Consider the following 24,046-nt stretch of genomic DNA (forward strand, 5'->3'; position numbering starts at 1 on the left):
TTTACAAATAAAAAACCGCCAACAAGGTGATTCCCTGTTGGCGGTTGTTACTATATTAATATCTTATTTATCTCACATGCCGATGCACTATTAGCATCTACAATGGTAATTAGCATTAATTCATTTTCCTCTAAATTTACATCATCGTCCTCATCATCTACTTTCAACGATTGATCTAACACTGTTTCAATGCACAACAGCATTTGACTAATTGTTTGCAACAACGAAACAGACAGGCAACCAATGTGCACAACTGATCCTAAGGAGCTAAAAACAGCATAACCTTTACGGCTCCATCGTTTGAAACGATGCCTTTGTTGATTGCTATGTGATGGCTGCTGAGAAAACATGTGCGCAAAACTAATAATATTTAGCATACGCACGAACTGTTATATATTGTTGTGCAACACATGATTTTAAGAATACAAAAAGAGCGTACCAAAAATGATACGCTCCTTAAACTTATAATTTGAATGGCTTATTTCACCATTGAAACTTCTTTAATCACTTCGCCTCCGCGTGTAATCGCTTTCTCATTCATTGGAATAAGGTGGTGGTGACGCTCAGGCAATGACTTTTTAAGACCTGCCACAACGTTCTCCATTTCAACCACAGGTTTTACTTGTAAATACCCACCTAACACAATCATGTTAAATGTTTTAACAGCATGCATACGAGCTGCTTCAGCAGTTGCATCAACACGGTAAATATTAATATCTGTACGCTCTGGATGACGAGTAATACCATTACCATCGTAAATTAATGTACCTCCTGGCTTCACATCCTTTTCAAACTTATCCATCGATTGTTGGTTAAGAATGATGGCTGTATCATATTCGTGTAGAATTGGCGAGCTAATGCGCTCATCGCTCAATATAACAGTTACATTGGCTGTTCCACCACGCATTTCCGGACCATAAGCTGGCATCCAAGAAACTTCCATATCTTGCATAACGCCTGAATAAGCCAAAATCTTACCCATTGAAAGCACACCTTGTCCACCAAATCCGGCTATAATTATTTCTTCTTTCATTTCTTAAATTTTAAAAGATTAAACCGAACTACTGATTTTTAATGTCACCTAGTGGATAATAAGGGAACATATTCTCTTCCATCCATTCATTAGACTTGATAGGTGTCATTTTCCAACCTGAGTTACAGTTTGAAACAATTTCAACCAATGAAGTACCTTTGTTGGCTTGTTGGTTTTCAAAAGCCTTACGTAAAGCTTTTTTAGATTTACGCACATTGGCAGCTGTATGAACCGACTGACGAGTAACGTAACATGTACCAGGTAGTTGAGCTAAAATCTCAGAAATCTTAATTGGCTCACCATCATGGCTTACATCACGTCCGTGAGGACAAGTTGATGCCGCCATACCAGGCAATGTCGTAGGTGCCATCTGACCACCTGTCATTCCATAGATACCATTGTTAATGAAGATCATTACAATGTTTTCGCCACGGTTACAAGCATGAATTGTTTCTGCAGTACCAATCGCAGCTAAATCGCCATCTCCCTGGTATGAGAATACATTTTTCTCAGGCATTAAACGCTTAACAGCTGTTGCCAATGCTGGCGCACGACCGTGAGCTGCTTGTTGCCAATCAATTTCTAAATAATTATAGGCTAATACAGAACATCCTACTGGTGCTATACCAATGGTTGTATCCTGAATACCCATTTCTTCAATTACCTCAGCAATTAATTTGTGTACTGTTCCATGACCACAGCCAGGACAGTAGCTTAAATCATTATCAGAAAGAACGTCGGTTCTTTTATAGATAAGATTCTCAGGTTTTATAATTGTATTAATATCTGACATTGCTTAACCTCCTATTAATTTTTGCTCCAATGCTTCAACTACCTCACCTGGTGAATGTACTGAACCACCAAAACGACCAAAATGCTCAACTGGTACAGAGCATTCAACTGCTAACTTAACATCTTCAACCATTTGACCAGCACTCATCTCAACAGATAACATTCCTTTTACCTGCTTGGCTCTCTTCATTAGCTGCTCTGTTGGAAATGGGTATAAAGTGATAGGACGAAGCATACCTACTTTAATACCTTTAGCACGGGCTATTTCTATTGATTTCTGACAAATACGAGCACTTGATCCGTATGCTACAATTAGGTATTCTGCATCATCACACATTACCTCTTCAAAGCGTACTTCGTTCTCTTCTACCGAACGATATTTTGCTTGCAATTTATGGTTAAACTCTTCCTGAACAGAAGCTTCTAACTGCACTGAAGTAATGATATTTTTAGCACGATTGGCCTTTTTACCCGTTGTTGCCCAAGGATAATTCTCATTGATATAATCCTCAGTCCAACGTGGCTTTTGCTCATTAAGCTCCACCTTCTCCATCATCTGGCCAATAACACCATCAGACAAAATCATTACTGGGTTACGATATTTAAATGCCAAGTCGAAAGACAACTCAACAAAATCTGCCATTTCTTGTACCGAAGCAGGCGCTAGGGTAATTAATTTATAATCGCCATGTCCACCACCTTTTACTGTCTGAAAATAATCAGACTGGGCTGGCTGAATCGTTCCTAAACCAGGACCTCCTCGTACAACGTTTACTACTACACAAGGTAATTCGGCTCCTGCCAAATAAGTTAAACCTTCCTGCATCAAACTTACACCAGGGCTTGATGAAGAAGTCATTACACGCTTACCACAACCGGCACCACCATACACCATATTAATAGATGCTGTTTCACTCTCTGCCTGCAACACAACCATCCCTGTTGTCTCCCAAGGCTTCTCGGCCATCAGCGTTTCCATTACTTCCGATTGAGGAGTAATAGGATATCCAAAGTATCCATCCACACCGGCGCGGATAGCTGCTTCAGCAATCGCCTCGTTGCCTTTCATTAATTTTAGTTCTCTCATGTGTGACTAATTTCCTTTATGAGTTTTACATTAAGCAGTAGCACCTGCTTTAGCGCGATAAACAGTAATACAAGTATCGGGACAAATTATCCCGCAATTAGAACAACCAATACAGGCATCTGGATTTGCCATATAGGCGTAATGATACCCTTTGCCGTTAACCTCGGCTGCCAATTCAATTACCTTTGTGGGACACACCGTTGTACAAACACCGCAGCCTTTGCACCTTACTGTATCAACCACAATTGCACCTTTTGCTTTTGCCATTTTATAGAGTCTTTAATAGATGTTACAAATTTAAACTTATTCGTCTACTTTTCACAGAACCACCATCAGTATACTCTTGTTTATAAAGGATATAAACAAGCTTATGATTTGATAGCATCCATCAACTTTATGCATTATCTGCATTAAATGCTTCCAGTCGCTTTTTTAATTCATCAAATCGTTCTGCTCCTGTTTGCGATACACAAGCACGTAAACTTTCTTGCTTACTTCCGGTTTTTCCTAATGTTATGGCACTAATTCCATAATACAATAATTTTTCAAGCAACTGACCTCCGGTCAAATCACCAAACGAAACAGTGAAATAAAAACCATCAGCCAATGGTTCGTCTATATCTTTATCATAGGTTAAGTTAAATCCATTAGCTAAAAATAGCTCTTTCATCACTTTACCTCTGTTCTTATAATCAATCACTTCTTCTAAGAAGTTAAAATCACCATCGTTAGCAGCTTTTAGCATGGCAGCCAAGGCATATTGGGCAGAGTGGCCAGTACCTGACGACAAAGCGTACAACACACGGGTAACCAGCACCTGTCCGTATTTATCAACACCAAAACGCTCTTGTAAGTTAGCATAACGGCGATTGTACAGCTCATCTGACATACACGTTAAGCTCATGCGTTGCCCGGCATAACTAAATGCTTTTGAACTAGATATAAGCAATACATAATTATCGGTATAATGCCCCACAGACACCTGGTAGGGCGCTTCGAAAGGCTTGGATAAATCCTGGCGGAAATCCATTGCGAAGTATGCTAAATCTTCAATAACTACCACATCGTACTTGGTAGCCAGCTCACCAATAATTTGCAACTCAGATTCGGTAAAACACACCCATGTTGGGTTGTTGGGGTTGGAGTATACAACGGAAGATATCTTTCCTGTCTTAAAGTACGATTCTAACTTATCACGCAGCGCTTCACCACGATAATCGTACACATCAAATGATTCGTATTTATATCCGAGTACATCTAACTGTTGTTTTTGAACCGGAAACCCAGGATCGATAAACAACAAGGTATCACGCTCTTTGTAAAGTTGACCACACACCAGAAAGTTAGCATATGAGCCTTGCATAGACCCAACCGTAGGCACACAACACTCAGGCGAAATATCTAAATTTAGAAATGCCTTCACAAAACGACTTGCCTCATCCTTCAAAGGCTTAATTCCTTCCAACATAGGATATTTGGATGCAACTCCTCTCTTTAATGCCTCGATTTCTGCATTGGTAGCAATTTCCGACGGCATGAGTCCGGGAACACCCATTTCCATACGAATGAACTTTTCTCCACTTTCTTCTTCAATATCGTTTACAATGGATACAATTTCTCTAATTGTAGCATTGTTTAAGTCACCAATCTGATATTTCGCTAAAACCTTAGTGACAATTTCAGCATTAATTGGTGTTTTAGTGTGTGATTGCATGTGGTGTGATTTATTTTATTTTGCGAGCTATACAGCCCTATGGCAAAAGCCAATAAAAAGGGTGACACAATTAAGCATCACCCTATTAATCCTATTTAATACCCAAACTCGTTAACGAGTCGGTTAATCCAATTTTCTACGCGTACAGCTGTTTTATCAGCTTCGTTATCTTCATCTACTGGCAAACCAAGGAAATGACCATCTTTAAGTCCTTCCGATTCTTCATACACATAACCTTCGGTACTGCAAAAACCTACAACTTCAGCTGAAGTGTTTTTTAAGCGCTCGTACACCCATCCCAATGCATCAACAAAATGCTGTGGGTACTGTACGTGATCACCTAAGCAATACATGGCTACTTTTTTGTCGTCCCAGTTAGCTTTTTCAATAAGGGTAGCAAATACATCCCAGTCCGTATCTTTATAGTCCGAATCCCAATTAGTCTTACCAATGGTTGACATTCCAAAAATGACTTTATCAAAGCGATTCAGCTCCGTTTCACTAATGTTTTTAACGGCAATTAATTCAACTTTATCTGCTCCAAACTTGCTTTCAATTACGTGAGCAACTTTCTCTACACTACCAAGTTGAGGGCCGTAAAAAATACCAATTTTTGACATATTTTTTTTAGTTTAAATGAGGTTGTTATATCAATTCAAATATGCTTTTTTTAAGCGAGATATGCAACCTATCACTTATTAGAACCTCCTTTATTTCCTGCGATTGCTAACAGAACTCCCAAAACTATTCCCAACAATGCTGCAAATAGAACACGGTACTCTGCAGGCATTAAAAAAGTGATGGTATGAGCAGGTATCCAAAAGAATGGGATGGTCTTTTTAAAAACAAAGTTCCATTGCATTCCCCAATCCATTTCTTTCATAATTTTTCCAAACTGAATAGTCCTAAACAGACAAGCGATTTTACCACTATTTGCTACAATATGCATATCTGTTATTCGATGCAAAGTCATCATTACAGGAGCATAAATTAAATTCATAGCTGCACTAATACTAAATGCCACTAACAATTTAGAAGATGAAATGGGCTCTTTCATAACTTCCAAAGCATTATCCAATCCCATTTTCACGAGAAAAACAGGAACTCCAGAAGCAAATACCACAAATGCCATTTTGATAGTTAGACCAAGAAAGCCCCAAACAATTGCTCTTGGCAGTACTCCAAAACCTTTAGCTGTATAACTTCCTGTTTTAATTCGTAACCCAATAACCTCACCTAAAGTAGCTAAAACAGCAAACTTCAAAAAACTCATCACCATAGGATGATTGAGATTAAAAGCATCGTACCAATTAAAAACAGTTTGACTTAAAAAAAATGGCAAAAACAATAATACCACTCCTGCCACAAATAATAAATCATTAAGTCTTTTCCCCATCATCCGTATCTATTTATTTCTTATTTCAAGCACTAACTTTCAAATCATCACAAAACCCAATCTAAAAGCCCCCTACAAATCGCCTAAACCTTTCCACTCAATACATTTGAACACATTACGATTCATAAGACATCACAAAAATAAAAGGATTTTGCATAATTCAAACACCATTATTGATGATTAAAATCACTTTTAGAGATATTTTTCTTTAAACTCCTAATATAAACAAATGCCAAAGATAAAATTTCATCCGCATTTAATTAATTGCAGAAATAATTCTTCATTAAAAAATTGAGCACAAAAAAAGCCGACCTTCCTTTGAAGCGCCGACTTTTTCATCATTATCAATACACAAACAGTTACTTCTCAATCCGTATGCGGGCATCAACTGCGATGATTTTTTCACCTTCGCCCAATAAGGGATTTATATCCATTTCTTTTATTTCTGGAGCATGATTAAGCATGTTCGACAAACGAACAACAATCTCAGCATACTTGTTTTCATCAATTCCTTGCTGACCTCTTACTCCTTCAATTATTTTATAACTTTTTAATCCTCGAATCATCTCCAATGCTTCATCCTGATTGATTGGAGCAAGTCCTGAGGACACATCTTTTAATACCTCAATAAAAATACCTCCCATTCCACACAAGACCATGTGACCAAAGCCAGGCTCATACGTGGCACCAACAAATAACTCTTTACCACTAATCATTGGTTGCAACATAACACCAGTGGCATCCTTAATATCCATCATACGAGCAAACTCACTTTTCAGCTGCTCATTGTTATCTACACCCAAAACAACACCGCCTACATCGGACTTATGTACAGGACCAACAACTTTCATTACAACTGGATACTCAACCTCCTTCATTGCTCCTAGCAAAACATCGACCTGATCACTCACAAACTCTTTAACACGAGGTACACCAGCCGCATCTAACAACTCCTGCACAACTTCAGGCGAAACATATCCACTTTCCTGCGCATCAATGATACTACGCACCTTCTGCACATCCACATCATTCCCGCCTGCTTCAGTCTGTGCAGGCTTTGCCGTATTATATATCTTTGTTAAGGCATTACCAAACATTACCTCATCAGGAAAATTGACGTTGCCCATATTAATAAACATCTCAATATCCTCTTTCACATTAACAACGGATGGTAAAATTGGATAGATTGGTTTTTTACACTCACGCATTTTCGCATGAAGCACCTTGTAAACCTCTTCATTAGAGAATAAACCAGGGCTTCCAAAAACTACAGCCATGGCATCGATGTGCTCAAAATCATTTTCACAAGCATCAATAATATCGCTCAACTGCTGTGCTGTACCAGTAGCTAAAAAGTCGATTGGATTGGCCACACTCGAACCTGGATAAAGCTTTTCTAACAAAGCATCAGCCTTAGGCCCGTCGATAGATGGCACCTCTAAACCGCCATTGGATAAAGCATCCGTTAACATCACTGCAGGACCACCTGCATGCGTGATAACAGCCACATTCTTACCTTTCAATTCTTCAATCATGAATACTGCTGCCACATTGGCCAGTTCTTCACGACCATAACAACGAACAATACCCGCCTTTTTAAATAAAGCATCAACAGCCAAATCACTGCTTGCCAAAGCACCTGTATGACTCGAAGCCGCTCTACTACCCGCTTCTGAATTACCAGCCTTAATGGCGGCAATTTTACATCCTTTATTAATTAACGATGCAGAATGCTTCAATAATTTCTGAGGATTATTAACACTCTCAAGGTATAATAACTTAATCTTTGAGCTTTGCCCCTCAACGTATGTATTATCTAAATATTCAAGTACTTCCTCAACTCCTGTTTGCGCACTATTCCCAACAGAATAAACACTATTGAACTTAAGCCCTTTAGCCATACCAGCCTCAATAATAAATACAGCCGTTGCCCCTGAACCCGAAATAAAATCGGCTCCCATTGGCTCCAAAGCAGGTATTGGTGTTGTAAAAACACTACTGTGATGCGTGGTTAAAACACCAACACAATTTGGTCCTATCAAACAACCACCTACTTCATTAATTGTATCAACAATCTGATGCTCCAAAGCAGCACCCTCTTCATTCTCTTCACTAAACCCTGCAGATATAATAATAAACGCCTTAGTTCCTTTTTGCTTCGCCAGCACCTCAACTGTTTGTGGACAAAATTTTGCAGCAATGGCCAAGACAGCCAAATCAACCTGCTCCGGTAAATCAGCCACATCACGATACGACTTAATACCTTGCACTACGTCACTTTTTAGGTTAGTAACATACAGATCTCCTCCATAGTTACCGTCCACAATATTTTTAAGGATTTTACCCCCTGGCTTCATTACATCATCGGAGGCCCCAACCACCACGATGCTTTTGGGGTTAAGTAATTGTTCGTTTATCATTGTTTAATGTTTTGTCTGTCCTTTAATCAAATTCAAGCGAATTACGAAAAGTCATCTCTAAATATGATGAAAATCATAAGTTGTCAAATTACTTATAAACAAAGCAACTAAGAGACTATCAACACCCACTCAAATAACTTTTAGTAACAAATTGTTACCTGCGCAAAAATACACGAATGATTCAACTTTCAAACCATTCACTATTGTTTTTTTCTTATTTTTACGCAATCTAAAAAGGGATATATTGTGAGCGAAAAAATAAACATACTACTTAATAAACAAACACTTACAAAGAACGACTTAAGCTATTTACTAAGTCTTAAAAACGAAGAACGTGACTTTTTTCTTCGAGGTGTAGGTAATAAATATGTGGAAACACTTGGAAAAAAGGTCTTTTTCAGAGGATTGGTTGAGTTTTCGAATTATTGCACCAAAGATTGTTATTACTGTGGCATTCGAAAAAGCAACAGCAATGCTGAGCGCTACGAGATCGATGATAAAGCAATTGTTGAGGCAGCTATATTTGCACACGAAAACAAGTATGGCTCACTTGTTCTGCAAGCAGGAGAACGAAGCGACACCGCTTTTACAGAGCGCATTACAAAACTCCTCAAAGAAATTAAATCGGTAACCAAGGGCGAATTAGGCATAACAATATCCTTGGGAGAACAAAGCGAAGAAACCTACCAGGAATGGTTTGACGCTGGCGCCCATCGCTACCTCTTACGAATTGAAAGTTCAAAAAGGGATTTATACTATCAAATTCATCCCGAAGACAAGAAACACGATTTTGAAACCCGTATTAATTGCTTAAAAACACTTCAGAAAATAGGGTATCAAACAGGCACGGGCGTAATGATTGGCCTTCCATTTCAAAGCTATGACGATTTGGCCGAAGACCTACTCTTTTTCAAAAGTATGAATGTTGACATGGTGGGCATGGGCCCATTTATTGAGCACACCGAAACTCCCCTATATGAACACAAGGATGCACTATGGCCAATCCAAAGACGTTTTGATGTATCCTTAAACATGATAGCAGCACTACGACTACTGATGCCAGATATTAACATAGCAGCTGCCACCGCACTGCAGGCTATTGACCCCATGGGGCGTGAAAAAGCTTTACGATACGGTGCCAACGTTATTATGCCCAATATAACACCAACAGCCAACCGTAAGGACTACACTCTTTACGAAAACAAACCATGTACCGATGAGGGCGCTGAAGACTGCTCCAACTGTTTGGGCATTCGCGTTGAAATGGCGGGCAGAGAAATAGGTTATAATGAATGGGGCGATTCAAAGCACTTCTTTAAGCGACAGAACAAAAAGAAATAAACCATACCCTAAGATTTATGACCATGACTAGATGCTGGTATCTTTGCCTTGTATTCTTTTACACAACAAGCCTGATGGCGCAAAATGTTAAGACAGGCATTGAAGTATTACAGGAGCATAATTTCTACTCACTAGAGGGCAAAAATGTTGGTTTAATTACGAATCCCACTGGCGTTAACCAGCAACTTAAGGCGACTATTGACATACTGGCCGAAGCTGCCAATGTTAAGCTAGTAGCACTCTATGGACCCGAACACGCCGTGAGAGGCGATTATTCCGCAGGAGATAAAGTTCAGTTCTTTAGCGACCCGAAAACACAACTGCCTGTTTACAGCCTTTACGGTAAGCACAAAAAGCCCAGTGCTGATATGCTTACCAATATAGATGTATTGGTCTATGATATTCAAGATATCGGATCACGCTCTTACACTTACATCAGCACCCTAGGTTTAGCCATGGAAGCTGCAGCAGAAAATAACATTAAACTAGTGGTGCTCGATCGGCCAAATCCACTTGGCGGCCTTAAAATGGAGGGAATGATAACCGAATCAGGTTTCACTTCTTTCGTTAGTCAATTTCCCATACCCTACATACACGGTTTAACGGTTGGCGAATTAGCACTTTATTTAAATGGCGAACAACTATTAAGCAATGGTGTGCAATGCGATTTGGAGGTTGTGGCCATGGAAAACTGGAAACGAACGATGAACTTTGAAGACACTGGCCTACCATGGGTTCCGTCATCTCCACACATACCACGGGCTACTTCATCCTACTTCTATCCGGCAAGTGGCATTTTGGGGGAGTTGTACATTTTTAACATTGGCGTTGGCTACACTTTACCATTTGAGCTCTTTGCTACTGAATGGATCAATGCCGACAGTTTAGCTCATAACTTAAACAGCTTAAACTTAGCGGGCATTACCTTTCGACCAATACACTACAAACCCTATTACAGTACATCGAAAGGCAAGCTATTACACGGTGTGCAAGTACACATAAGCGACTACCAACAAGCTCAATTATCGTTGATTCAGTTTTACATATTGCAGGAGACCCATAAGTTGTGGCCCGAACACAACGTATTTGACATGTGCGAACCCTCGCGCATTAGCATGTTTGATAAAGTTTGTGGAAGCGATAAAGTAAGAATAGCCTTTACCAAGCATTGGCTGGTTGGTGATATTATAGACTTGTGGACAAAAGACATTAACTCATACAGGCAAAGGGCTGAGAAATACTTTCTTTACGATTAGATGATTAAAAACTGATAAAACATGCAAATAAAAACACTCATCCTATTCGTTGCTTTAATTACCCTTACTACATCCTGTGTTCAAAAAGAAAAGAATATGAAGTACTCATCGGCCATTACATTTTTATATTATAGGGACTTTGCCTACGGCATTGATTTTATTGAGAATACCTTACAATTGGATTTAGTAATGGATCAAGGTTTTGCAAAAGTCTATCAAGTAAATGAAAAAGCTTTTTTAGGCATTGTACAAAAGAAAGATAACGAAGCATCTGGCAGCACTCTATTCTCTTTAAGCACGGATAAGGTAGAAAAGGAGTATGCAAGAGTTAAGCAATTGGAAGTATTTAATTTATCAGAAATAAAACACTTCGAATCCATTCCTCTTAAATCATTCTTCTTCGACGATGCCGAAGGACACAAATTTGAAATCCAGCAATTTTTAAAAGACGAAGATATTTTAAGATTTTAGTTCTCTTAAAACAATTACAAGCTAGTCCTCTTCTTTTTTCTTGATTCCAAAACTGGCATCCACCTTTATAAGCTTAACCATTATAAAGCTTGGAATGGTACACAATACCACCCAAATAAAGAAGTGCTGATAACCGATTAGCTCCTGGATCCACCCTGACACCATGCCAGGAAACATCATGCCGGCGGCCATTAATCCCGTACAAAACGCAAAGTGTGCCGTTTTATGCTCTCCCTCCGAAACATAGATTTGATAGAGCATAAATGCAGTAAAACCAAAGCCGTATCCAAACTGTTCAATGGCAACAGAAATGCTTACCAACAAAAAGGAATCGGGCAAAGCATAGGACAAATACACGTACACCAAATTGGGCAGATTAATGGCAATAACCATTGGCCACAACCAATATTTCAAGCCATTTTTTGAAGCCAGCATGCCTCCAAGAATTCCGCCAATAGTGAGAAAAATAACGCCAATAGTTCCATAAACAATACCTACCTGACTGGTACTTAAACCCAGCCCGCCAATATCTTTTGAGTCGAGCAAGAAGGGCGAGGCCATTTTTACCAATTGCGATTCGCCCAAGCGATAAAACAACAACATTCCTAAAATTGTCCAAATATTCTTCTTCCTAAAAAAGGAAGTTACAGTCTGCCCAAATCCTTTCATTGCCTCACCCACACTGAGCACCTCTCTATCCTTATCTTCATCGGGATGTGGCAGGGCATATTTATGGTAAAGTGCGAGCAATACAAATAAGCCAGTGATAATATAAAAGGTTAAGGACCATGCTAAAGGAATACTGGGCTGATCGCTACCAAATAAGGGCATTTGCTCAAATTGACCAGCCAAAAACACCAACAGTCCTTGTCCGGCAATCATCGCCAAACGGTAAAATGTACTGCGAATACCAACAAAATAAGCCTGTTGACTTTGATTTAATCCAAACATATAAAAACCATCAGCCGCAATATCGTGGGTTGCTGAACTAAATGCCAAGAGCCATAAAAAAGCCAAAGATGACTGAAAGAAAAAGCTTGTAGGAATGGTAAAGGCAACACCTGCCAGACCTGCTCCAATCAACAATTGCATGCTCACAATCCACCAGCGCTTACTTTTTATGGTATCAACAATCGGGCTCCAAATGGGCTTAATCATCCAAGGCAGATATAACCACGATGTATACAAGGCAATATCAGTGTTGGAGATATCGAGCTTTTTATACATGATCACGGCCAGAGTCATGACTACCACATAAGGTATGCCCTCGGCAAAATATAAGCTGGGCACCCAAGCCCATGGAGAGGTTTGTTTTTGTTTCATTTTTTAAAACTAGTATCAAGATTCATTTACAGAACATCAATGTTGTCCTAAATATTTTTATCAATTGGGCTATTCGCCCAAACCCAACTTACTTTTTTAGCTTGATCTAAAAAACTAAGGAAAAAAGATCAAGGCTACTTTTTAAATAACTTTCTTATTTATCTCAGCTCAAGTGCGGCCGAGTGATTTCCGAATCAAGTTCGGAACTTCTCGGTCTTACTAAAGCTTTCGAGAAAACTAAAGTTATTTAAAAGAGAGGCCATAAGGCATGATGCATAAAAGAACCCCAGTTTCTAATTAACACTAATAATATACTTAATTTCAATCAGTTCGATTCATATCAATAAAATCGCTTAGGACGCTATTGACAGAACCTATACAAACGCTATTTAATCAAAGTTCTGCGTATTTATAGCTTAATCATGATGGTTTCATATATTTTCATTTTATTACCACTACTTGTCCCGATTTGTCGGGATGGAACTCGGGTTAATACTTTTGCTTTAATTCGGCCCCGCGAAAATAATGGTTTAAAATAGCATTATAATCGTAGCCCCTGGCTCCCATAACAGCAGCGCCTATCTGACAAAGTCCAACGCCGTGCCCCCAGCCCGCTCCTCGCAAGATAAAAAATACCTTTCCCTGCTCTTCACTTTTCGTTATCACAAAAGCAGAACTATAAAGGTGCGATTCAGACAAGGTCTTTCGAATTTCCAGCTCCTTACCGATCGTCAGAATCTTTTTGTCACCAACAATCTTTAGCTTAATCAAGCGCCCGGAGTCACCACGTTCGATTGGTATTAAATCTTGAATGGTACCATAATCAACACCCGTTCGCTTGGCAACCAATTCACTCAGTTCGTTTTGGTCGTAACGCAGCTCCCAACGGTAAAAATCATTGGTCTCCTGGTCGTAATCGTTCAATACCTGCTTTAACACTTCCTTGTCATTGGTATTACAAAAAGCATCAGGCTCACCATTGATCCATTCACGTGCACTACCCTCCTCTTTCAAGTTAAGTTGCAAAGAACTGGCATCATCAACAATAGATTGCAAGTAGGGATGTTTAACTGGCTCCCACACATTCTCAAACTTCTCAACCATGCCACCGCAACATTTTGAGAAACGCGCATCACAGATGGCATTGTTATACATCAACACTTCACCCCTGGTAGCTGCAACGGCCTGCTCCACTTCTGGTGTATTGGCTTTAACCATGCCCTGGTAGCGCTGACAATGATCATCGGCACAAACATCGAAATGCGTATGATCTTCGCGGTCGTACCACTTAATGTATTCATCCTCCGATTCAAATACAGTTTGATAATTACTGGCTTCAGCTACCAAAGACTTGCTCTTATCAATTTGCGCCAACAACCAGCTGCGCGAAATAACAGCGTGTGCTTTTAGTAATTCAATGGATGATGTGGCACTCATCTCCGAAGAAATGACACTCATCAGGTAATCTTCGAGCGATAATATATTAATTGCATTAATAACACCATCGTTTAGCAAGAGCTGAAAACTACCCTTAAAAGATTGATCTTCCTGTCGCTCCCAATGAAAATCAACTCCAATGGTTACCTTGTGAATGGTAAAGAAACTCTTCTCATCCAATGGTTTAAAACACAATCCACTACGTATATACACATCCTCACCATCATCCGCTTTAAATAAAAGCATTGATTGACCATGTGGGGTAACAGTATACTTCCCAGATAACTCAATACCTGAAGTATGCTGAAACTGACCGACTAAAGTCAGTTCAATTGAAGTATTGACCTGAATACCAACCTTTATTTCTGGAGTTTGATTCATCTGTTAATATTTATTTTCTTTCATCTATTATTACACTTTACTCTGTTTGCTTTACAGACGACTCTGTTGGTCTTACAAACGCCTCTTCCTTTCTTACATATAAGGCTGACGCCTTTACAAACGATGCTGGCGACCTTACATAGGCCACTGCCAGCGATACATACGCCTCTGGCGGTCTTACATACGCCTCTTCCGCTCTTACATAGAAGGCTGACGCCTTTACATACGACGCTGGCGACCTTACATACCCATCTTCTCCTCTAACACACGCCTCTTCCTGTCACTCATACACCATCAACTATTTCCTCAGCCAATAATGCACTATCGTGTTCACTCATACACACCTCATCAAGTATGGCTGTCACATCACTGGCTGTTATCTTCTCAAAATCCTCGGCACGCGGCGTTATAAACACACCTCCCATATCCACCGAGGCAGGACTTAATAGTATTTGCTCATCTCCCTTTGCAAAATAACATTTAGGACGATGCAATACACGAGGAAACACATGAACCACATACTCGCCCGATTCGAAATAAGTCAATACATTGAGCATAGGCTCCAACTCATCCATCTGTTGTTCAAATAAAACCTTATGCAAATGATCGAACAAGCTTTTTATCGCAATTACATCACTCCCCTTAAAACTGATTACCCCACGATGATAGTTTGACCAAGTATAAACCTCAATGCCTTTGTGATTAGCGATCAGCTTCGTAAACTTTTCTCTTTTAAAGTCATCTTCAAGAGGCAAAAAACCCTTATTACCTGCCTGAAAATGGAAATGATCAGGCGCCGAAGCACCACATTTTGGCCCATTGTAAAACAAGGTAAAATCATTAAGCTCCCGAGCTAAATCAAGCATGGAAGAAAAATAGGGCTCAATTATCTGCACAGTATGCTTTTGATGCGGAATGGTCAAATGCTGCTGAAATATGGGAAAGGGATTTATCAAGATGGAATAATTACCAAACTCAACACCCTCCTGCTCCGCTGGACGATTTTTAGCGCATAAAAAACACGAACGCTCCTGAATGGACTGAGCATCTACCTTGGCCGAAGACGAACGAATGCGTTCAGGATTGAATTGAACTTTCACTTCTGCACCTCCAGGTAAAGTCAATGATTTCGTCCTTACCTTTTGCAAGCCAGCGTAATTATTAGCCGCCAGCTCCCATTTCTGAAGCTGACTATTAATAAGTTGTTTAGTTTGATGCAATATGCTCATTAATATTTGCTTTGGTTTTAGTCAAACTATTATTTAGTCTCTACAAGAAAACTCAGATATTTCTCAAGTGCTTGAATGGAAAAGTTAAATTTCAAGGCTTGGTCTTTTTGAAAATCAAGGAGTTTACGTTTGTAAATGACTGTTTTCAAAAAGGGCGTAACGAAGAATTATAAATCACGAATTCCTCTAAAAGCATAACAAGACATGAGTAAATTGGACTTTTCGGGCAAGCACTATTTAGTCGCTTTTGCCACCAATTGCTGCCGTGCTTTTAGCTCCATAGTGCGTATTTTATCCTTGTAAAAATTATGAGCATTCATTTTGTTAATATCTAATGATGCATCAGAGTTGTCATCCCAACGACGACACAAATACAAAGGATTATAAATGCGACCGATTTGATATTCGCGACTGATGTTTAAGCCCAGAGCATAATCCTCTCCATAACTGGTATTGGGTACTTTTACTTCGCGCAACACTGGTGTATAAAACGCTCGTGGAGCACCCAAGCCATTAATTCGCAAAGCATTATTACGTCCATTCTCTGGCGTCCACTCCTTGTGATCAATTAATCCAGGCGGAATCTCTTCCAAATCGAAGTTTACCATTTGATAGCTTCCCACCACCATGGCACAGTTCTGCTCGTAAAAAGCATTCACAACTTGGTCGATTACGGTTTCATCAATGTACAAGTCATCGCTATCCAATTGAATGGCAAACTGACCGCATTGAGCGTGCGCCACCCCCACATTCCAACATCCACCAATACCCAAATCCTGACGATCAGGGATCACATGGATCAAACGCTCATCCTTATACGATTGAATTATTTCAGTGGTTCTGTCGCTGGAATGGTTATCGACAATTATCAGGTTAAAAGAAAATTGTGTTTTCTGTTTTAATACCGACTCAATGGCATCACCGATGGTTTTTTCACGATTACGAACCGGAATGATCACCGATGCCTCCACCGGAAACTTCATCTTATCAAAAGCAATCGCTTTAAATTCAGGTTTAAGAAAGCCACCAATTACTTTTAAGTGAGCAGTACACGCCTCTTCCATTTCAATTTGTCGGTCTCGGTTACGAGGATCGACATAATCAAACATTTTTTCGCCCGATTTTCGGGTATCCAGCTCCACTTCGGTGTACAACAATTCGGGCAGATGCAGGAGCTCTTTTTGTTGCGATACACGCAAACGCAAGTCATACAAGGCCGCCATTTTATAGTTAACATCCATGGCCTCAACCGCCTCTTTGATTGTTTTAGTAGGAAATAACAATAAAGAGCCAAAGTTAAAATCATCGCGTAAACTACCACTCTGATAATCAATCAGCGGATGGGCTTTCATAGTGCATTCTTTCTTCTCATAATAATCGGCGTACACCATTCCAGCATTGGTATCGGCACAACACTTCATCATGCGTTCAATGGCATTCATGCCAATGCTTAACTGCATGCCTTTCGTGTATAGAACCACATAATCGCCCTCAATGCCAGGTATAAGTTGCTTCCATGTTGCAGTTGCATCAAGGCCACCCTCAGCCACTACCACTTTAGCCCCCTCAACCAATACCTGTTCTTTGGCTATGACTAAAATATTAACTTGAGAATAAGCCTCTTGAAATGCATCTATCGTTGGCCTCATCTCTACCTCATCGGCATAAGGCAAAATGCATGTTATCTGTTCAACCATGGTATCTTATTTTTTCTTTTTGTCGTTCATAAAATAATCCAGAATCTGCTTCACCAAGGCATCTCGCTGGCTATTGGCTGTTATTGTTTCTATGGGAAATCCCAGCACCATTGCCTTGTAAGCACCCGAATAAAGCGTAGCTGCACTAGCATTATTTTCGGCATAACGCAAGGCAGTTATTGTCTCTTTACCAACAGGCTCAATAGCGTCAGGAGCTTCCACCGTATAAATATGCGGCAGGTAAGTAGTATTAAATCGCCATCTTCCCTTTAGCATGGTGGCCTGATCATTGCAAACAAGCTCTCCCAATTTAGAGGCATGATTACTGCGCCACTTAAAGTGTAAAACATCGGCAGCAAAATCTTTGGCTTGCTTATCTTTCGTCAGATGAATATCGCTTCCCACATACGCCCCACTCAATAGCACATGCTGCCCATTAGCTGTAACTTGCTTTAGCTTATTCATTAATTCATCGGTATATAGCTTGTACTTCTCTGTCTGTTTATTAGGCGATACGCTTGTTTTTTCCTCTCCCGCAATAATGTCTATCACTGGAAACAAAGATGCATCGTACTGCTCTTGCTCAAAAGCCTCATCACTCACCGACACAAAGCTATAGCCGGCCCTTAAAATAGATTGTCCATGGATGATGGTATTATCAAAGCTATTCCCTTTAATGAATTGCCCCTCCGCATCGGCATAACTAGCACCCCAACCTGGGCTATCGTCATCTAACCAAGGCGAATCCCTATCGAAATCGTACTGATACCCAGTAAAGGCGTAATCATATTTATCTGGCACCCCTTGATCGTTCCACCAGGCAACACCAGCAAAGTTTCCCTCATCAACAAATGCAGGAGCACTAACCCTGTCAAAGGCATTTACCACCAACACCGTTTCTGCGCGTCGTCCAGCAAATCCTAGCGACAGCACTTCGCTCGGAAAGCTTTCTCCACCCTCATTTATGGCCGTAACTTTATAGCTGATTATTTCTCCTTTTTTAAGCTTTGGCAACTGATAAGTATTTCCTTTTACAACAGTTCCATTATCAAAACCCTTTGTTCCCTTGCGCGCATATACTTTGTAATATTGTGGTTTAGCCGTTACTTCCAGGCTATCTTCTACAGCCTGCCAGGTTAATTTATAAGCCTTTTTATCTGGCACAATGGCCAAATGATCAACAGGCAGAGGCTGCACCACATAGTCGCGCCCATCCTGAAGTGCTAAAAAGCGAAGCATGCCCTTGTAAATAGATCTACATACATCAAAACGAAACTGAGGGTCGAGACCATAGCGCATATCCGCCAGGTTCTGGTGCGATAAAAGCTCCAAAAGCATGGTGGGAACATTGGGGCGCCAAGCCTCAGAATACTGCTTATCCCACATTGCCCGACGAGTCCACTTCGAATTATACAAGGTACGAATATCATCCACCAACTGCGTTTGTATCAAATCCGTTAAATCACGACTGACCAACTTACTTTGTCCATTGGAAAAATATCCACTATCGAGCTCAGTACTATAAATACCAAGCGTTCCTATTACCGAGTCATTTGGTGTTACGCCAGCATCGGTATGAAATGCAAAAGCCAAATCAACAGGCAAACCAAGCCCATTTACTTCCGCTCCCTCAGTTGGTTTCATCAGGTAGTTCAACCACTCGCCCCTACTCTGGTAATCATCCTTATAGTCACTTCGCTCCTTGTTCAGGCTATACACCAGCGTATCGGGCATACCAGCATACTGCATCCAATAGCGTGCCGCCTCCATGTAACGAGGCCGCTGCGAAGTCTTCCAACCAAAGTGATTCGTTTCGACTTTTGCTTTCTCATTTGAGCTACCTATAGCACTTACCTCCTCTTGGGTAGGATGCCGAGCCACGTGCCCCATACCTCCACCAATCTTAAGCGCGTCAACTGACACCACTCCATTCGCTTCAAGCTCTATCAACACCGATTGCTCTTGTACAAAATGGAACTTACCCAAATAAGCCCATGTGCCGCCACCCATTGTTTGATCAACGATAAAAGTGGATGAACCGCCACTGTGATGAATTGTGTATTTTACCTCTTTGGCATTATCACTTGCGTGCAGATAAGAAATATAAACCGCGTATTCGCCATCGTGAGGGACTCTAGCTCTGTAGTTGGCGACAAGGCCATTGGCATTTGTTACTTTTAAAGATGAGCCTTTTACAAATGGATTATCCCCAGTAAACAACGTGTCGACAGCTTTAAACCCTATCTGCTCATCAAACCGGATGCCTTTCTCCAGTTTTAAACTTGCTCCTTTGGACGCAATGTCATTATCTATAATTATTTCATTTGATTGAAAACAGCGCTCCTGCGGCATATATAAATAAGCACCAGCATTCTCGAGCATTGGCACCAGGTAGGGCATCACATAAGCCATGGTAAAAATATCCTCCACCGTACCGTACAAGCGGGCTCGCTGCCACTCCCAACGATCAAGTGTTGATTCGTAATACCAACCATGACTGTGCCAAAGGGCAATATGATTCGCACTTAAGCCCTTGGAAAACCACTCCTGCTCGCTATTCGTGATGTATTTCGAATGCTTGCTACGAGCAGTAAAACGAGAACTATCGATCTGTGATCGGTAGTAATTGGGAATTAACTGTTCCAGCTCGTATCCATTAGCATACACTTTTACATTATAACTTTCCAATTTGTTTTGATGAAGCATTTCAAGACTTTGCTTAAAAACACTCACGTTATCCTCTCTCCAAGGGGTGTACGATAATGGTTTACTAAAGAAATAGTTTATCTCAGCCTCATTCACATCAATACTAAAAGAGTCAAGCACACATTCGCCCAAATGCCCCCGCTCCACTACAGGACTTTGCCAAGCTTTTAATTGCTCTTGGTGTTGCCGATGTATATCTGAAACATTCAACTGTGCATGCGTGGACACCAGCAAACAACTCATAAGCACCACTAATATTGAAACTCTGGAAAGCGCATTGTTTTTATTCATAAAAGGACTTAAGCACATTTAACAAATCAAAAATAGCAAGATTTTCACTAGGTTCAATTCTTTTTAAAGCTGCGATTTATCCACCAATATCGATATCTTTACAATTCATACCGTTTGGTCAATAAAATGAGCTTTATTTTTAACTGCGTTTCAATAACGCTCTTTATTGATTCTACGGCATTTACCATTGTACATCCATATTTCGCCTAAGGCTCAATCTGAATAACAACTGGTATAACACAGCAGAATAGAGTTCAAACAAATATCTTATAAATGATACTTATAGCAGACAGTGGATCAACAAAAACAGAATGGCGCCTCATTAATCCATCAAACAACAACTCACAAGTCTGTATTACTGATGGCATTAACCCGTTTTTCCAAAGCTCTGAAGACATATACCAAAGCCTAGAGAACAAATACACACTTCTAAAAACAGAAATTCAGGCGCTTCACTTTTATGGCGCAGGTTGTGCTAACGAAGAAAAAAATAATGTCGTGAAGACTGCCCTTAGTCAGTTTTTTAATGCCGAATCGATTACGATTAACAGCGATTTACTAGGAGCAGCCAGGTCTTTATTTGGCAATAAGGCAGGTATTGCCTGCATATTAGGCACGGGTTCCAACTCCTGCTACTACAACGGAACTGATATTATTGACAATGTATCGCCTCTTGGTTTTATTATAGGGGATGAGGGCAGCGGTGCTGTATTGGGCAAAAAACTGATGGGCGACATCCTTAAGAATCAACTACCCCAGGAAGTGATCAGACTTTTCTATGCAAATTACCAAACCGACAGAGCCGAAATTCTTGATAAAATTTACAAGCAGCCTTTCCCCAATCGTTATCTGGCTCAATACACTAAATTTATATCTGCCAATATACATATTGATGAATTGGAACAAATAGTTATCAACTCCTTTAAAGAGTTTATACAGCGTAACCTACTACAGTACCCCAATGCTGCAGAAATGAAAATCGGTTTTATAGGTAGTATTGCCCATTATTTTGAGCCTCAATTACACAAAGCACTTTACGATTACCAACTACTCCCTGGTACCATCAGGCAAACACCAATGGATGGTCTGGTTGCTTTTCACATGAACTCATAAAAAAGGGATGACACACGGCCATCCCTTCAATATTTAGTTTATCACTTACTTAATCTTGCTCTGCCAAGAAACGTTCTGCATCAATTGCAGCCATACATCCTGATCCAGCAGCAGTAACTGCCTGACGATATTGATCATCCTGAACATCGCCACAGGCAAATACTCCTGGTACGTTGGTTCTAGATGACCCAGGTACAGTTTTGATATAACCCACATCGTTTGTATCGATGTAATCAGCAAAAATATCAGAGTTTGGCTTATGGCCAATACCTAAGAAGAAACCATCAATAGCGATTTTTACTTCTTCCTCTTCTGGCGTACCCATATTTTTCACTAAAGTGGCACCTTCAACAACACCATCGCCAAATAAACCTTTGGTTTGATGCTTCCAAAGCACTTCAATATTTGGTGTATTAATAGCACGATCTTGCATTACCTTTGATGCACGGAATACATCACGACGTACGATTAAGTATACTTTCTTACATAAGCCAGCTAAATACATCGCCTCTTCCAAAGCCGTATCGCCACCACCGACTACGGCAACATCTTTACCGCGATAGAAGAATCCATCACATGTAGCACAAGCTGAAACACCAGAACCAGCATATTTAGTCTCATCTGGTAAACCAAGGTATTTAGCTGTTGCACCTGTTGCAATAATTAAAGCTTCTGTTTCAATTACTTTATTCCCATCAACAGTTACTTTAAAAGGGCGTTGACTTAAATCAGCAGAAGTAGCCATACCAAAGCGAACATCGGTACCAAAACGCACTGCCTGATTTTTTAAATCTTCCATCATTTCAGGACCAGTGGTACCAGATGGGTAACCAGGGAAGTTCTCAACCTCGGTAGTTGTTGTTAATTGTCCGCCAGGCTGCAGACCTTCGTACATTACAGGACTAAGATTTGCACGCGATGCATAAATTGCTGCTGTATAACCTGCTGGTCCAGAACCAACAATAAGTACTTTTGTTTTTTCTACTTCTCCCATATCTTTATTATCGTTTTGTGGAGCATCTAGATTCTCCAGATTTCCAAATAGCGCCATAATATCTAAGTATTAATATTTCTGAATAAGTTGTAAAACTACTAATTTTCGCATTCCCTTTCAAAATATATGCCGCACTTAAAATTATGACATTTTACACGGCCTTTTATCTGAATATGACATCTTTGTCAGAATTTACTGCCAAAGCTTACTTTACAAACACCAATGAGCCACTATCGAAATTAATTCCAGACACGACACCCAGCCCCTGAGAAACGTTACTGTGAATCTTCACAGGTTCAAACACAGGCAAACCGTCATATATCCCTTCATAACCCGCCGCCAATATTGTTGAACGGAAATAATCGTAGTAATCATCGGTGTGATGATATAAATACACGGTAATTTTGATTTTATCCTCGTAATAGTCAAAGAACAGGTGATCTTTAGGAATATCGATACCAAGCGTATATATTAATCCATCTATTTTTTCGTCGGTAAACAAACCTTGAAAATCTAAACCAGGTAATAAGCTACCACTTTGCTCTCCCTGAGAAAAAATGGGATCATCCTTTTCATATATAACCACCTCATTGGTGTAATATGGCTCCCCAGCTTTTTCTCCCCACCCCTCACGCACCACAAGCGCCTGATAATAATTGCTCTGCCCGATGGGATCCTGAAACTGAAATTTCGTACGCAACATGGGAGATACCTGTAATTCGGCAATACTCTGATCAACGCTAAGGGTATCTAGCGAAATAATAGGAACCTTTTCTGGAATATACGATTCTGCCATAACCGTATCGCCATTTAACTCATATGCATTAATTCGAAAGCTATCGGATGCTTTAAACGTAAATTCTTTCCAGTTACTCCATATCGTATCAGCAGGCAAGATATAAGCTCCTTGAAAGTTATCATTTATAAATAGTTGAAAACGGCCTTTTTCCACTTGCTCGTAGTCTTCAACAGAAAGGATACTTTGACTCTTACTAAAGTGTAGATCTAAAGCACTATCGGGATACACAAAAGCATACATAACCAATTTATCACTCTGCCGGTTAAGGTCTATTTCAATATCCTTTTCACAGGCACCAAGCAGTAAAGCAATTGATAATATGTACAAAACTCTATTCATGTGTTTAAATTTATTTTCAAAGGCCACATGGAACTCCCAAATAAATTTGATCATCCTCCTGTGTGTCAATTTGGATGAGCAAATTTGCATGGTCGTTTCATATACTCTAATTAATTACAAGTTTTTAAGCCACTTTATTAGTGGAGCTATTAATATTTTTCTCTCTCGGATCAAGACATATATAATCCTGACGATATGGTGTTTTGTTTTTAATGACGCTGTAAATA

General features: G+C 40.0%; 20 protein-coding genes. 4 read left to right on the forward strand and 16 right to left on the reverse strand.

The window, feature by feature from the left end; all coding sequences use genetic code 11:
• Positions 1-50 precede the first annotated feature (50 nt).
• The 9 genes from FNN09_RS18085 to FNN09_RS18125 all read right to left on the reverse strand — a co-directional run bounded on the left by FNN09_RS18085 (position 51) and on the right by FNN09_RS18125 (position 8,442).
• The gene (locus tag FNN09_RS18085) at positions 51-377 is read right to left on the reverse strand and encodes a hypothetical protein (protein ID WP_143303890.1); all 327 of its coding nucleotides are present in this window, start codon (positions 375-377) and stop codon (positions 51-53) included.
• Between the two features lie 101 nt (positions 378-478).
• The gene (locus FNN09_RS18090) at positions 479-1,033 is read right to left on the reverse strand and encodes a 2-oxoacid:acceptor oxidoreductase family protein (RefSeq protein WP_143303891.1); all 555 of its coding nucleotides are present in this window, start codon (positions 1,031-1,033) and stop codon (positions 479-481) included.
• Positions 1,034-1,061: 28 nt separating this feature from the next.
• A complete protein-coding gene (locus FNN09_RS18095) occupies positions 1,062-1,826 on the reverse strand; it encodes a thiamine pyrophosphate-dependent enzyme (protein WP_143303892.1) in 765 nt (254 codons plus the stop codon).
• Between the two features lie 3 nt (positions 1,827-1,829).
• Positions 1,830-2,912: a 3-methyl-2-oxobutanoate dehydrogenase subunit VorB gene (locus FNN09_RS18100; protein ID WP_143303893.1), complete on the reverse strand. Its 1,083-nt coding sequence runs from the start codon at positions 2,910-2,912 to the stop codon at positions 1,830-1,832.
• 30 nt (positions 2,913-2,942) lie between these two features.
• Positions 2,943-3,179 carry a ferredoxin family protein gene (locus tag FNN09_RS18105; RefSeq protein ID WP_143303894.1) on the reverse strand — a complete coding sequence of 79 codons (237 nt, stop codon included), beginning with the start codon at positions 3,177-3,179 and terminating at the stop codon, positions 2,943-2,945.
• 127 nt (positions 3,180-3,306) lie between these two features.
• Positions 3,307-4,626 carry a pyridoxal phosphate-dependent aminotransferase gene (locus FNN09_RS18110; RefSeq protein WP_143303895.1) on the reverse strand — a complete coding sequence of 440 codons (1,320 nt, stop codon included), beginning with the start codon at positions 4,624-4,626 and terminating at the stop codon, positions 3,307-3,309.
• A 95-nt stretch (positions 4,627-4,721) separates the two neighbouring features.
• Positions 4,722-5,246: a flavodoxin gene (locus tag FNN09_RS18115; protein ID WP_143303896.1), complete on the reverse strand. Its 525-nt coding sequence runs from the start codon at positions 5,244-5,246 to the stop codon at positions 4,722-4,724.
• A gap of 71 nt (positions 5,247-5,317) precedes the next feature.
• Complete coding sequence (locus FNN09_RS18120) at positions 5,318-6,025, reverse strand: hypothetical protein (RefSeq protein WP_221932533.1); 708 nt, start codon at positions 6,023-6,025, stop codon at positions 5,318-5,320.
• Between the two features lie 356 nt (positions 6,026-6,381).
• Complete coding sequence (locus FNN09_RS18125; RefSeq protein ID WP_143303897.1) at positions 6,382-8,442, reverse strand: acetate--CoA ligase family protein; 2,061 nt, start codon at positions 8,440-8,442, stop codon at positions 6,382-6,384.
• Between the two features lie 246 nt (positions 8,443-8,688).
• On the opposite strand from FNN09_RS18125, the gene hydE reads away from it, so the two are divergent.
• Genes hydE through FNN09_RS18140 form a run of 3 tightly spaced genes read left to right on the forward strand, consistent with a single transcriptional unit; the run spans position 8,689 to position 11,510 of the window.
• Positions 8,689-9,783 carry a [FeFe] hydrogenase H-cluster radical SAM maturase HydE gene (gene hydE, locus FNN09_RS18130; protein WP_255434167.1) on the forward strand — a complete coding sequence of 365 codons (1,095 nt, stop codon included), beginning with the start codon at positions 8,689-8,691 and terminating at the stop codon, positions 9,781-9,783.
• Positions 9,784-9,806: 23 nt separating this feature from the next.
• Positions 9,807-11,039, forward strand: coding sequence for an exo-beta-N-acetylmuramidase NamZ domain-containing protein (locus FNN09_RS18135; protein ID WP_143303898.1), 1,233 nt, complete (start codon positions 9,807-9,809; stop codon positions 11,037-11,039).
• A 21-nt stretch (positions 11,040-11,060) separates the two neighbouring features.
• Positions 11,061-11,510: a VOC family protein gene (locus FNN09_RS18140; protein ID WP_143303899.1), complete on the forward strand. Its 450-nt coding sequence runs from the start codon at positions 11,061-11,063 to the stop codon at positions 11,508-11,510.
• 21 nt (positions 11,511-11,531) lie between these two features.
• Here FNN09_RS18140 and FNN09_RS18145 read toward each other — a convergent pair whose 3' ends face one another.
• The 5 genes from FNN09_RS18145 to FNN09_RS18165 all read right to left on the reverse strand — a co-directional run bounded on the left by FNN09_RS18145 (position 11,532) and on the right by FNN09_RS18165 (position 20,574).
• Positions 11,532-12,833: an MFS transporter gene (locus FNN09_RS18145; protein ID WP_143303900.1), complete on the reverse strand. Its 1,302-nt coding sequence runs from the start codon at positions 12,831-12,833 to the stop codon at positions 11,532-11,534.
• Between the two features lie 489 nt (positions 12,834-13,322).
• A complete protein-coding gene (locus FNN09_RS18150; RefSeq protein WP_143303901.1) occupies positions 13,323-14,651 on the reverse strand; it encodes a SpoIID/LytB domain-containing protein in 1,329 nt (442 codons plus the stop codon).
• A 284-nt stretch (positions 14,652-14,935) separates the two neighbouring features.
• Complete coding sequence (locus tag FNN09_RS18155) at positions 14,936-15,880, reverse strand: DUF4922 domain-containing protein (protein WP_143303902.1); 945 nt, start codon at positions 15,878-15,880, stop codon at positions 14,936-14,938.
• Between the two features lie 233 nt (positions 15,881-16,113).
• Positions 16,114-17,577 (reverse strand): glycosyltransferase family A protein, encoded by a 1,464-nt coding sequence (locus FNN09_RS18160; RefSeq protein ID WP_143303903.1) that lies wholly within the window; start codon positions 17,575-17,577, stop codon positions 16,114-16,116.
• 6 nt (positions 17,578-17,583) lie between these two features.
• The gene (locus FNN09_RS18165) at positions 17,584-20,574 is read right to left on the reverse strand and encodes a hypothetical protein (RefSeq protein ID WP_143303904.1); all 2,991 of its coding nucleotides are present in this window, start codon (positions 20,572-20,574) and stop codon (positions 17,584-17,586) included.
• Positions 20,575-20,847: 273 nt separating this feature from the next.
• Between FNN09_RS18165 and FNN09_RS18170 the strand changes: the two genes are divergently transcribed.
• The gene (locus FNN09_RS18170; RefSeq protein ID WP_143303905.1) at positions 20,848-21,687 is read left to right on the forward strand and encodes an ATPase; all 840 of its coding nucleotides are present in this window, start codon (positions 20,848-20,850) and stop codon (positions 21,685-21,687) included.
• A 49-nt stretch (positions 21,688-21,736) separates the two neighbouring features.
• On the opposite strand, the gene trxB is transcribed toward FNN09_RS18170, so the two are convergent.
• Together trxB and FNN09_RS18180 are read right to left on the reverse strand one after the other, a co-directional pair.
• A complete protein-coding gene (gene trxB / locus FNN09_RS18175) occupies positions 21,737-22,738 on the reverse strand; it encodes a thioredoxin-disulfide reductase (RefSeq protein WP_221932534.1) in 1,002 nt (333 codons plus the stop codon).
• Between the two features lie 148 nt (positions 22,739-22,886).
• Positions 22,887-23,819 (reverse strand): DUF4249 domain-containing protein, encoded by a 933-nt coding sequence (locus FNN09_RS18180; RefSeq protein ID WP_185969056.1) that lies wholly within the window; start codon positions 23,817-23,819, stop codon positions 22,887-22,889.
• Between the last annotated feature and the right edge of the window lie 227 nt (positions 23,820-24,046).

The sequence above is a fragment of the Carboxylicivirga sp. M1479 genome, from assembly GCF_007097485.1.
GTDB lineage: Bacteria > Bacteroidota > Bacteroidia > Bacteroidales > Marinilabiliaceae > Carboxylicivirga.